The following is a 13,320-nucleotide window of genomic DNA, read 5'->3' as shown; positions in this document are numbered from 1 at the left end:
AAGACGGCACTTTACAGCCTTAGCTCAGTCGTAATTTTTCCTCCTCCAGATCCAGCCTTAGCAGGTGCTGGCGGATAAGCGTTTCCTCAACAGCAATATCCGCATTCCATTCATGCAGCCACACCCGTTGCTGACGGATCAAATCCAGGTAGATCTTCTTATAGCCGGAATGCTGGATTTCATTTTCCAGGAACCACTCCGTATTCTCCCAACGGGTGATCAGCTGGCTCAGTGCTGGATGCGACTTTATTTCAATAGCATAGTGATCCTGCAAATACTTCTTGCTTTCCCGGGCTAAACGATGATAGATCTCTTTGTTTTCTTTTTCCTCATCCGGGTGATCCCGTTCCTTAAGCTTTAATAATTTCACCAGCCAGGGTAATGTCAGCCCCTGTAATAAAAGCGTTACCAGTATTACAATGAACGTAATAAACAAAATAAGGCTGCGTTGAGGAAACGGCGCCCCTGTTTCTTTAATAACAGTAGGAATGGAAAGCGCAGCAGCTAAGGATACCACTCCGCGCATCCCTGTCCATCCTAACAGTAACGGACCTTTAAATCCCGGGCGTGCATCCGCAACTGTAATAAACCGGCTTGCAAAAGTAGTAAATACAGAGGCGCCAATAGTAGATAATATACGCCCAATAATCAATACGCCCGTGATCAGTAATCCATACCCCACAGCATCCGCCAAAGAAACACCATCCAGATTATTTACAATAACCGGCAGCTCTAACCCGATCAGCATAAATACCAGGCCATTGAGCACAAAGGCCAGTGCCGACCATACATTAGAACTGCGCAGCCGGGAAGTGCTGCTCATTACCTGTTGCCTTGCTGCAAGAAAAAGACCGCCGCAAACCACGGCCAGCACCCCGGACACATGCATGGACTCAGCAGTAACATACATGATATATGGAGCTACCAGGGTAAACACAAGATCCATATTTGCATCCGTTGGCAATTTCTTAAATAACCAGTAAAAAATACAGGCAACGAGCAGTCCTACAGCAACACCACCCAGGATCACCAGGAAGAAGCTACCCGCTGCTTTATAAAAAACAAAATGCCCGGTTTCTACAGCAATCAGCGCAAAACGAAAAACAATAAGGCTGGATGCATCATTCATCAGGCTTTCTCCCTCCGCTATAGATTGCATGCGCTTGGGTACTTTTATATATTTCATGATAGCAGAGGCGCTCACCGCATCCGGCGGAGACACGATGCCGCCCAATAAAAAGCCGAGTGCCAGAGAAAAGCCCGGGATAAAACTACTGGCAACCCAGGCCACCACCATAGAAGTGACCAACACTATGAGGAAGGCAAAGCTGAAAATAACGCGCCGCCAGCGCCAAAGCTCCTTCCAGGAAGTGTTCCAGGCAGCCTCATATAATAAAGGAGGCAGAAAAATAATAAAGATCAGATCCGGATCAATGCTGATCACCGGCATTGCCGGTATAAAGCTCAGCAGTAAGCCACCTACAACCAGTATGATGGGATACGCTATTTTAACGCGGTTTGCCAGCATAACCAGCAACACTATAAAAATAACAATACCCAGGTATAAGGGAAACTGATGAAGCATGCTGTAAAATACAATAATCCGGCAATTTCTTTTAAAAAACGTTTTCAAGCAGGGCCGATACACCGATCTGCAATTTTTTATCCCTGTGATTTCATGGATGCTTAAATTAAATCTATTCATGCCCCCGTATCAAAAATGATTCACCCTATCTTTGAACCCAACAAAACAAGCTATGCATCCAATACCCTGCAAACTTTTATTACTGTTGCTCTTACTGGCAGCTATACCGTGCAAGGCACAGCTCCACCTTAATGATCCTACCGTTTATAAGATCATCTATACTTCCGGTTTTAATGGCAAAACCCCGGAACATCAAAATAAAATATGGGTATTTGCCGGAAAAGAGCAAACGCTGGTCACCACAGAAAAGGATTTTACAAGAAGAGGCGCTTATCCTTTTGAAGTTTCTCTTATTGACCGGGGTAAGAATGTGCAATATTTATTTGCATTTTTAAATGATCAGGAGATCATTTCCTCAACCGACACGGCTTTGAGAAAGCAAACATTTGAATTGAGCAACGAAACCAGGAACATCCTGGGATACACCTGTAAAAAAGCAAAAACCGTTGTCAACTCTAACACCATTGAACTCTGGTATACAGATCAGCTTCCTGTAAAAGGAGCTCCTACCATCCTGGGGCAAAACCTGGGCCTTGTTTTAGAAATGATCCGCAACGGCAACAGCACCATCGCAGCAGAAAAAATTGAACAACAGCAATTGCAGCTACCGTCATTTTTAACAGCGCCGGCGCAGCAAACAGACCTGTTGAGCTATCGCGATGAAATATGGAAAAGCAGGTTTACAACTATCCCGCTGTTTCACAACCAGGTCGTCAATTTTTCGGACAGCAGCCTGACAGTGCCGGATGTATTCCGTTTTGCAAAGGGAACCGTAGTGGTAAAGAAAATTAAAATGCCCGCAATAGATAGCAGCAGCACTGTTTTCCTGGATCTGACGGAACAATCCAATGGCGATGCATATGACCGTACCGGCAGTGTGTTCCTGATACCGGTTACTAAAAAGGAGTCTTTCCTCGATGGATTAAAAAAGGGCATCAACGCCCTTCCTGTTTATACAAACGGCAATGGCAAGCGTTACCAGGGGGTCATTGCAACTGCAGACTATGATCCGCCGGTTGAGCTGCTGCGCTTCTTCACTCCTTTCGGCGTCAGGCAGTTTAACCATATTACCCTTAAAGGAAAACAATGGCAGGAAGCCGTTCCGTACCGGCAGGACATCAGCGATTATGCTGCATTGTTCAATAAGAGGGAAGTATACATTGGCATTTTCATTGGCAATTACGATAAAGGCGGGCACAGGGTTTCTGCCAATATAACGATCCATAAAGGAGATGCGGGAAAACAGCAGCAACATATTATTCCCTTATTCAATACCTTGAACATTATGGAAATGGCAGGACAGGAATATGCCACTCTATTCAACAACGAAAACGGAATTACCGTCAGCTTCACGTTGAAACAGCCATTAAAGAACGCAAGGCTGCGTTATATTACTACGGGGCATGGCGGCTGGGATGGCGGCGATGAATTTGTGCCCAGGCTCAATACGATTCTCCTGGATAACAAAACCGTTTTCAGCCTGGTTCCCTGGCGGGAAGATTGCGGTACTTACCGTTTGTACAATCCAGCTTCAGGCAATTTCAGCAATGGGCTCTCTTCTTCTGATCTCAGCCGTTCCAACTGGTGCCCCGGTACGGTAACCAATCCGTTCTTTATAGAACTGGGAGACCTTGAGCAGGGCGATCACCACATACAGGTAAAAATTCCGCAGGGAGCGCCGGAAGGTTCCAGCTTCAGCTACTGGAATGTTTCGGGCGCATTAATTGGCGATTAGTGCTTTTAGCAATTTAAACGGCAAACAGGCTTTATAATTCCAGCAATACATTAAACAGGATATCTGCCGCCAGTTTAGCGGTTCTGCTGTCAATATCATAATCAGGATTTAATTCAGCAATATCCAGTGAGCGCAGTTTTCCCGATTGACAGATCAGTCGCAACAGCGTAAAAAAGCAATGCCCCGGCTCTATTCCGTTAAAAGCAGTAGCACTGACACCCGGCGCCTGTGCGGCTGAAAACACATCCAGATCCACCGTCAGGTAAACAACATCAACCCTATCCAAAAACTGCTGCAACTGCGGCAACAGGTGCGGCAGGTTGCCCGCATTTAGCAGTGATGTATCAATATAGCTTACATTGAATTCTTTAGCAACCTCAAAAAGCTTTTTAGTATTGCTGATGCGCTGAATACCAACCGGCAAATAATAAAAAGGCCTGCCCTGTGCCTTCAGTTCCATGGCAACCTGGTAAAAGCCCGTACCGGAATTGCCACTACCTGCATCCGGAGCACGCAGATCAAAATGCGCATCGAAATTAATGATGCCAATTTTTTTCTGGTTACCAATACTGTTTTGAATACCTGTAAAGTGCCCATAGGCAAGATCATGCCCGCCACCCAGCACCAGCGGGAAGCCGCCCGCAGCAATAATACGGCTGACAGCATGTGCAAGGAGCGTTTGTGTTTCTTCAAGATCTCCTTCCTGGCAATAAATATTCCCTGCGTCATAAATCTTTATAGCAGCAGGATGGTGCACCGGCAGATTTTTCAATATGACCCTCAAATGATCAGGCCCCTTGGCCGCGCCCACCCTGCCCTGGTTACGGCGCACGCCTTCATCACAACAGTAGCCAATCATTACAAACGATCTTTTTAATTCAGGTAGCGCCTCTTTCAGATCTAAGATTTTCACTACCTGTCCCCAGCGCTCATACGCCGCTTCCTTCCCGTCCTTTCTTCCAACCCAGTTTTCAGCGGATGCTGCCTGGTATGCTTTTGATGCTGTTAATGCCATATGCTTACAATAGGTTTAAACATTTGTTTTTTATACGACCGGTTTAAAATAAAGATTCCAGTATACGATTGTCAACAAGGCTGGCTTTTGTAACTATTAATTGCGGGCTGCGTTCCAGCTCCCGGTCTAAAGCCTGTATGGCCCCTGTATTGCGCGCCCATGCACGCCGGGCAATGCCGTTATTGACATCATAAAACAGCAGAGATCCCAGTTTTTGTTCAGCCGCATCTGTACCATCCAGTACCATTCCAAAGCCACCGTTGATCACTTCGCCCCAGCCAACACCGCCACCATTGTGAACAGATACCCAGCTAGCTCCCCGGAAGCTATCCCCGATCACGTTATGCACCGCCATATCTGCGGTGAACCTGCTGCCGTCGTAAATATTGCTGGTTTCCCGGTAAGGAGAATCAGTACCACTTACATCATGATGATCCCGGCCTAATACAACAGGAGCCTGCAAACGGCCGTCTCTTACTGCTTCATTAAATGCACGGGCAATCTTTATACGCCCTTCCGCATCCGCATAAAGAATGCGCGCCTGTGAGCCCACCACCAGCCTGTTTTTTGCAGCCTCAGCAATCCATTGAATATTATCCTCTAACTGCTGCTGAATTTCCTCAGGCGCTGTTTGCCGGATCGCCTGCAGCACCTCCAATGCCAGCTGATCCGTTAGTGCCAGGTCTTCCTCCTTTCCGGAAGTGCATACCCATCGGAATGGTCCGAACCCGTAGTCAAAACACATAGGTCCCAAAATATCCTGTACATAGGAAGGATATTTAAAATTCGTTTGATTATCTGCAAAAACATCAGCGCCTGCCCGGCCTGCTTCTAACAGGAAGGCATTGCCATAATCAAAAAAATAGGTTCCTCTTGCCACATGTTTGTTAATTGCATCTACCTGCCGCACCAGGGATACCTGCACTTTTTGCCGGAACTGTTCCGGGTCATTTGCAATGAGCTGATTGGCTTCATCAAATGAGATGCCGGCGGGATAATAGCCGCCCGACCAGGGATTATGCAGTGAGGTCTGATCGCTGCCAACAGTTACAAACAGCTCCTCCTCATAAAAACGTTCCCACAGGTGCACTACATTGCCTATATAGGCCAGTGAAACGATCTCTTTTTCCCTGACTGCTTTTTTTGTCCGGGCTACTATTGCACTGATGTCTTCAAACAATTCATCCACCCAACCCTGTTGGTGCCGTTTATGCGCAGCGGCAGGGTTTACTTCTGCGCAAACAGTAATGCACCCGGCAATACTGCCTGCCTTTGGCTGTGCACCACTCATGCCGCCCAAGCCGGATGTAAGGAATATCCTGCCTTGCGGTGTGGCACCCTTTTCCAGCTTTTTCCGGAAGGCATTCATTACGGTGATCGTTGTTCCATGTACAATTCCCTGTGGACCAATATACATATAGGACCCTGCGGTCATTTGCCCGTATTGCGTTACACCCAGGGCATTGTACCGTTCCCAATCATCCGGTTTTGAGTAATTGGGGATCATCATTCCATTGGTGATCACTACGCGTGGGGCTGCAGCGGAAGATGGAAACAAACCCATGGGATGACCACTGTACATATGCAGCGTCTGAGTTTCCGTTATCAACGCCAGGTATTGCATGGTTAACCGGTATTGCGCCCAGTTCTGAAACACGGCGCCATTACCGCCATAGGTGATCAGCTCCTGCGGATGCTGCGCTATAGCCGGATCCAGGTTGTTCTGGATCATTAACATGATGGCTGCAGCCTGCGTTATTCTTGCAGGATATTCATTTATCGGCCGGGCATATACCGGATGCTCCGGCATAAAACGATACATGTATATACGCCCATACTCCTGCAATTCTTCAAAAAATTCTTTTGCCAGCTCTCCGTGCCATTCCCGGGGAAAATAACGCAGGGCATTGCGAACAGCCAGTTGTTGTTCCTGCCGGTTCAGTATCGCTTTTCTTTTGGGAGCGTGGCTCAGCTCAGGATCCGGCCTTTTTTTGGGGGGCATTTCACCAGGAATGCCCTGTACTATTTCTTCCTGAAATGTCATTGCAAATTATTTAGCTGTATAAACGGATACTCCTTTCTTCCAGACTGCCAAAGGCTGCAAACGGCCCTGTTGGTAAGTAATTTCTTTATAGCTATCCGTTGCATAAATCACAAAATCCGCTAGGTAGCCTCTTGCAAGGATACCTCTGTCTTTTAATCCCAGACCTGCTGCTGCGCGAAAAGTAATAGCCGCCAGCACTTCAGCATTTGTCAACCGTTCATAACAGGCCAGTACGGAAGCCTGCGTCATCAAACACCCCATCGGTGCAGAACCGGGATTCCAGTCTGTAGCAATGGTAACTGCATTGCCCGCATCCAGCAGCTTGCGTGCCGGTGCAAATGCGCACCCAAGGCCCATTGAGGCACCCGGCAAAGCCGTTGCAATTACACCAGACTTTGCTAACCGGTCTATTTCTTTTTGAGTGGAGCTTTCCAGGTGGTCTGCGCTTAATGCTCCTGCCTGCGCTGCAACAGCGCTTCCGGAAGGGGTGAACTGGTCGGCATGCACCGTAATATCAAACCCCATTGCTTTTGCCTTTTGGTAGTAGGGCAGGATATCCTCCGCAGCAAATGCCCCTTTTTCTACAAATGCATCCACCCGCGTTGCTAACTGTTCCTCCCGGATCAGCGGTAATAATTCATGGATAATCCATTGCAGGTATGCCTGGTGCGATCCGTTAAAATCCTTTGGTAAAATATGCGCAGCCAGGCAGGTGGCCACCAGGTCTGCCTTTGCAAGCTGCTGCGCGTCCCTGATCGCCCGCAGGGTTTTTAATTCCTGTTCCACATTTAACCCATAGCCGCTTTTTACTTCAATGGTTGTAATACCCTGCTGCAATAGTTCAGCAGCTCTTTGGGCAGTTACTGCCGCCAGCTGTAAGAGAGAAAGCTCCCGGGTAGCTTCCACCGTGCTCCAGATGCCTCCGCCTTTTTCCGCAATTTCCAGGTAATGGCTTCCTGAATTTCTTAATGCAAAATCGTTGGCCCTGCTTCCTCCAAAAGCAATATGGGTGTGCATGTCCACAAAACCGGGAAGCACTACGCTATTAACAACCGGCCCCACAACAGCACTGTTAAGCAGCGCCAGTTTTTCAAAACTATCAACCGCTTCAATGATATCTCCGTTTAAAAGAATACCACCGTTTTTTATTACACGCAATTGTTCGTCCTTCAATGCGCCCTTTAATGGGAGCCCCTCCATGGTAACAATTTCTTTAAAAGGGCCTAAAAGCCTGTACGGTTGTTTTGTATTCATATCAATATCGGTCAAAAAGTTCCTGTAGTTCCGTCATATAAGATAAACCCGTTTCTTCCGCTGTTTTTTTTGCTGTATGGATCAATGCGCCTGAGCCCACCAGTTCCATGGCAGCCTCTAAATGAGTGGTCATCACGGTATCCGTTTCTATATGGGGCACTTGGTTCCTTATTGCCTGGTGAACGGCCTCCACTATTGGCGTAGGCTTTAAAGGAGCATGAAAATCCAGTGCCTGTGCCGCACAGATCAGCTCAATAGCCTGTATCTTTTCCACGTTTCCCAGTACCTGCAATAATTTTCTTCCGCTGATGGAGCCCATGCTTACATGATCTTCCTGCCCCAGCGAAGTGGGGATGCTGTCTGCACTTGAAGGAAAGCACAGGGTCTTGTTCTCGCTTGCCAGTGCAGCGGTTGTGTATTGCAGGATCATAAACCCGGAATTCAACCCTGTTGATGGCAGCAATAACCTGGGAACTCCCGGAGTGTCTCCTTCCAGTGAAAGATAAACCCGCCGGTCTGCAATATTTCCGATCTCGGCAGCAGCCAGGCAGGCATAATCCAGGGCCATGGCCAAAGGCTGACCATGAAAATTGCCTCCGCTGATGGTCAGCCGCTCATTTATCAACAAGGGGTTGTCTGTTACGGAGTTGATCTCCGTTTCTACCAGCTCTTTTAAATGCAGCCAGGCATTTCTTGATGCGCCGTGAACCTGCGGAACACAACGCAAGGAATAAGGATCCTGTACCCTGGAGCAATTGGCATGGGCATGTACAATGGCTGAATCTTTTAAAAGATTATAAATGGTTGATGCTACAAACTGATTGCCCTTAAAGGGGCGTAATGCGTGCAGCTCCGGATAAAAGGGCTTAATGGATGCACTTAACCCCTCCAGCATCAGCACGGCATTCAGGTCTGCCTGCGTCAGCACTTTATGAAACCCAACAATACCGGTTACTGCATGCGCCGCTATAAATTGCGTACCATTGATCAATGCCAGCCCTTCTTTTGCTTCTAACTGCAGGGGCGCCATACCCAGCTCCCTGAGCACTTCTGCAGCTGGTTTTACCGCATCTTTATAAAATACTTTTCCCAAACCGATCAATGGAAGGAACAAATGCGATAAAGGCGCCAGATCTCCCGAAGCACCCACAGAGCCCTGTTCCGGAACAACGGGAATCACCTCCTGCTCTATATGCCAGATGATACGATCGATGGTTGCTTCACAGATACCGGAAAACCCTTTTGCCAATGAATGAACCTTTAACACCAGCATTAGTTTTGAAAGCCTTTGATCAATGGGTTGCCCTACACCGGCAGCATGGCTCTTCAGGATATTTTCCTGTAATTGTCTTGTATCTTCTTCATTTACAGGAGTAGTGCACAGCGGACCAAATCCTGTATTGATACCATACACCACCTCTCCCGACGTAACAACCCGTTCTACTATAGCGGCGCTTTTCCGGATCCGCTCCCTCCCTGCTTCAGACAATATCCCTTTTATTGCGCCGCTTACAATGGCCATTGCAACAGAAACCTTTAAAAAGTCTTCTCCATACCTGAATACCTGTTTACTCATAAATTACCGGGTTTAGGGGTAATGATCACCGATCATTACAGCCATATACCATCCTTCAAAATTAGCACAGATGTTTAATAATTATTAATACTAACTTTATCAATAATTAATAACTATGAGTTATCAGATAGAATTGAGGCACCTAATGTATTTTAGCATACTGGCAGAAGAATTGCATTTTCGCAAAGCCGCAGAGCGCCTGTATATTTCCCAGCCCGGGCTGACCCGGCAGATCCGGCAAATGGAAGCCATTTATGGAACAAAGCTGTTTGAACGGGGCAAGCGTTTTGTGGAGCTGACGGAAGCGGGTCATTTTCTAAAGAATGAAGTATCGATCCTGTTAAACCAGCTGGAAAATATACAATTACAACTAAAAAGAATCGGCGAAGGGAAAATTGCAGAACTAAGGATCGGCTTCATCGGATCTGCAGCACAAACAGTGATCCCTGATCTACTTTTCCGGCTGAATAAAAAATATCCTACCATTGAGGTCAGCCTCAATGAACTACCCAATGAAACGCAGATCGAATACTTGCTGGAAAACAAGCTGGACTTTGGTTTTGTGCGTTCTCATATAGCACCCCCGGGATTGTCGATGCGCGTCATCACGGAAGAAACCTTTTCTCTTGTGGTGCCTAAAACACACCGGATCCAGGCGCGTAATTTCAAATCGCTGAAGCAGCTGGAGCAGGAAAACTTTATTTTATTTACAAGAGACTACAGCAATGAATATTACCAGCTGATGATGAGCATCTTCAGCGATTGTGGTTTTACTCCGCGTGTTCATCACAAAACCGTAAATGCACTGACTATTTTTAAACTGGTAGAAAAGGGTATGGGAATTGCTATTGTTCCCACCTCATTAAAACAAGGCTATTCCATACCTGTAAATTTTATTGAGCTCAACAAAATTCCGCAACGCAGCCAACTATCGCTGATCTGGAATTTAAAAAACCGGAATCCGGGAATCCGTACATTACTGGAAGTAGCAAAAAAACAGGAATATAAATAAACACTCCCTTTTATTTAGGAATAATACTTACCGGTAAAATAAATTCATAAAACAGCCTGTTACGGCCCGGAGCAACCGGGTCTTTTGTCAGCAGGCGGCCAACCCGCAGGCCAAATGTAAGCGGATGCTGGTTCCACCATTGCGTATCCAGGTATACTTCTGCCCCCGCGCTTTGCAGGCTGGTATAAAAGCCGGAGCTGCGCCCTTTTATTCCTGTATAATCATAAAACGCTGCGCCCCTGACACGCTGGATATAGAGCAGGTTCCCGAAGCCCCAGTCAGGGTACCATAAGGGCAAATGATAGTCGATGGTAACCGTTCCCATACGGGTTGAATCGATTCCGTTAAAGCCGCGGGCAAAATTGATGCTGTTTGAAAAAAGCTGATACTTTACAGATGATTGTTGTGCAGTTAATGAAAAAACAAAATTATGAGTGGGCAGGAAGCCCGGAACATAGAAAACAGCGCGCCCGTAAAGCTGATTGCTGTGCCATTTGTTAATGGCATATGTATATTGCAGGCTGATGCCGTAGCCCCATTTTGGGTAAATATCCTGTGCAGCTCTTTGTACCTGCTGTCCAAAGCTGAGACTATGAGTCAGGTAGCCAAAATGATCGGAAGGCGCATAGCCTGCGCCCCGGTTAAAATCAATCCTGTAGCCCAGGTTGGTGCCTGTATTCAGGTAGTTGTACCGCCTGCCATCGATCCAGTTTAAGGGAACGGATACCGATAAATAATTATCCCACTGGTTCCAGCTTCTTATCTCATTTTTAAGATGCAATTGCCGGTTAATGGTATACCTCGATCCCAGGCCGATATACGGGTATAATCCTGCATAGGTAAAGCTTCCGCCAATGGCGCTGCTCCGGTCATTCCGGTTATATAAATAATAGAGCTGTGTCTGGGTCGTATTTAAAATATTATTGCCATAAACCGTGAGGCTGTATTCGGGGTTATCATAATTAGGCCGCCAGCTATGAAAATTTAACGGTGCGGTCAGCTGTGCATATTTCCCGGATGGTAATACAGGCATGGCCGCATTTACCGGACTTTCGGACAAATGCACAGAATCATTAATGATGCCGGAACTACCTTTTACAAAATCTTCCCTGCTCAGGTTCGTCCACACCGCATCACGGTATGGCTTTTGGCGCAGCTGGTACCCGTCTGCGGTAAAGCTGCTCCAGTTAAGGGTTCCGGCCGCTGCATTGATAAAGTAGGCGGTAAATTCATCCTGTGCCAGCTTTTGGATCTGGTGCGACCGGAGATCCACACAGAAAACAGCATCCTTCAAACCTGCAGAACCGATAAAATATACTTTATCCCCGTAAAGGCTGATCTGCCCAACCGGTTTTACTGTGGGTGGTGTCAACTGTTCGATCGTTTTTTTATCAAGATCGATCAATCCGATATAAGTGGCAGCATCCCGCTGGCGAACTGCCGCTACTATCTGGTGTGCGTTCTTTATCTTCGGATTTGCAAAATAGTCAATACCGGGTTGTGAAAATGTTTTCAGCGGCTTTCCGGTTTGCGCGTCAAGTAATACCAAAGAAGACCGTTCCTGCAGGTCAACCTCATTAGCTACTAAAAACTTTCCGTCAACAGAAATATCGGGAGAAAAATAGCGGGTATGCCGCGTCACTTTTTTTTGTATGCCTGATCTCAGATCCAGTACCCGTAAGGAGCTGTATGTTTTCCATGACCAGCGCGGATCTGTTTCCAGCGCTGCATATACGATCTTCCCGTTGGAATAGCTGAACTGGGTTTCGCTGCTGATGTCGCGGTAACGCACAAAATGTTCTCCCACCCTGTCACGGAAATAAAACGCCGGCCTCTGTTTTGCGGAAGTCTTTAAATAGACCATTGAGCCGGCATCTATCTGCTGGGGATAATAGTAATGGGTCAGCGTTGTATAATTTACCGGCATTACTTTATTATTACCCGCAAGCGAATCGGTGATGTTTTTTTGAGACCGGATCCCGAAACGTTTTTTATAATCATCAAAAGCGGCATTCACAAATTGGGAATAGCTGAGACCGGTATTTCTTTTAATTGCTTTTTGCATAGGATAGATTAATCCTTTAAAAGCTGCCGCTTCTGTAGTTACCTTTCTCCAGAAATCGCTTCCATACCGGGTATATCCATAGTTGACCAAAAGATAACCCAGGTCATAATGATTGGGCACATAGTCTTTCAGCGACCCGTTGCGCAATTTCATCCAGCTGTACTCTTTTCCGGAACGCCATAAGGCCGGGTAAGCATTTATAAAAGATGGCAGCCTTCCTCTTCCCTGCGGAGAAAGATAAGTTTCCTGGTATACGGCATCTCCTTCAAAAAACCAGTTGGGCACAGCGGCATTAATGGCTACGGCATAACCATCCTGCCCAAACAGCCAGTGCATTACTTTACTTGCCCCATGGTTAAAATTATTGTATTGCTCCACATGTCGGAATTCATGCAGCGCCAGCTGGTCTGCCCAGTGCGTGGTGCCCTGGTCAAAATTATCTGAAGGCGGCATCAGGTAAAATTCACTCCGGAAAGGTCCCAGCCCCACATAACCATTAGAGGTAATGGGTTGGTTTTGCAGCACAATATCAATCCGCTTCACCTGGTTGCCAAGGGCATGATAATTATTTTGTGCGATCTTGTTCACAATGGTAGCTACGCGGCTCGCCACCGTGTCCAGTCCTTCCGGGTAAATAATGCGCGCCGTATCTGAATAAAGCTGCCTCCAATGCACAGAGGGCGGGTTTCCTCCAAACTGCTGGGCATTTGTAACTTGCGCCAAAAAGACGAGTGCCATCAAACACAAAGGCCTGATCATGTTTCCCATTTTGAATATACAGTTCTCAGGTACGTTATATCTGCAACGTTTTCCCAGGGGATGTTTTATTAAAAATATAAAATTATGACCAGATACTCTACAAATTTGCAGGTACTCCCTTAATAAATTACTTTTACACACAAAAAATTCAGCTT

General features: G+C 46.7%; 8 protein-coding genes. 2 read left to right on the top strand and 6 right to left on the bottom strand.

The annotated features are described in order from the left end of the window. Positions 1-19: 19 nt before the first annotated feature. On the bottom strand, positions 20-1,585 hold the full coding sequence (locus A8C56_RS03730) for a Na+/H+ antiporter (protein WP_067761566.1): 1,566 nt from the start codon (positions 1,583-1,585) through the stop codon (positions 20-22). A gap of 172 nt (positions 1,586-1,757) precedes the next feature. On the opposite strand from A8C56_RS03730, the gene A8C56_RS03725 reads away from it, so the two are divergent. Further along, positions 1,758-3,440 (top strand): PNGase F N-terminal domain-containing protein, encoded by a 1,683-nt coding sequence (locus A8C56_RS03725; RefSeq protein ID WP_084490395.1) that lies wholly within the window; start codon positions 1,758-1,760, stop codon positions 3,438-3,440. A 31-nt stretch (positions 3,441-3,471) separates the two neighbouring features. Here A8C56_RS03725 and hutG read toward each other — a convergent pair whose 3' ends face one another. The 4 genes from hutG to hutH are packed head-to-tail and all read right to left on the bottom strand — an operon-like array spanning position 3,472 to position 9,329. Next, a complete protein-coding gene (gene hutG, locus A8C56_RS03720) occupies positions 3,472-4,455 on the bottom strand; it encodes a formimidoylglutamase (RefSeq protein WP_067752221.1) in 984 nt (327 codons plus the stop codon). Positions 4,456-4,498: 43 nt separating this feature from the next. Continuing rightward, positions 4,499-6,499, bottom strand: coding sequence for a urocanate hydratase (locus A8C56_RS03715; protein WP_067752218.1), 2,001 nt, complete (start codon positions 6,497-6,499; stop codon positions 4,499-4,501). 6 nt (positions 6,500-6,505) lie between these two features. After that, complete coding sequence (gene hutI / locus A8C56_RS03710) at positions 6,506-7,753, bottom strand: imidazolonepropionase (RefSeq protein WP_067752215.1); 1,248 nt, start codon at positions 7,751-7,753, stop codon at positions 6,506-6,508. 1 nt (position 7,754) lies between these two features. Continuing rightward, entirely contained in the window at positions 7,755-9,329 is a 1,575-nt protein-coding gene (hutH, locus tag A8C56_RS03705; protein WP_067752212.1) for a histidine ammonia-lyase, read from the bottom strand. Between the two features lie 115 nt (positions 9,330-9,444). Here hutH and A8C56_RS03700 point away from each other — a divergent pair, with 115 nt between their 5' ends. Next, a complete protein-coding gene (locus A8C56_RS03700; protein ID WP_067752209.1) occupies positions 9,445-10,341 on the top strand; it encodes a LysR family transcriptional regulator in 897 nt (298 codons plus the stop codon). Positions 10,342-10,351: 10 nt separating this feature from the next. On the opposite strand, the gene A8C56_RS03695 is transcribed toward A8C56_RS03700, so the two are convergent. Then, the gene (locus A8C56_RS03695; RefSeq protein WP_084490393.1) at positions 10,352-13,165 is read right to left on the bottom strand and encodes a hypothetical protein; all 2,814 of its coding nucleotides are present in this window, start codon (positions 13,163-13,165) and stop codon (positions 10,352-10,354) included. Between the last annotated feature and the right edge of the window lie 155 nt (positions 13,166-13,320).

This window comes from Niabella ginsenosidivorans, from assembly GCF_001654455.1.
Lineage (GTDB): Bacteria > Bacteroidota > Bacteroidia > Chitinophagales > Chitinophagaceae > Niabella > Niabella ginsenosidivorans.
Note: the sequence above shows the minus strand (reverse complement) of the source record. Positions and strands in the feature narration are given on the sequence as shown.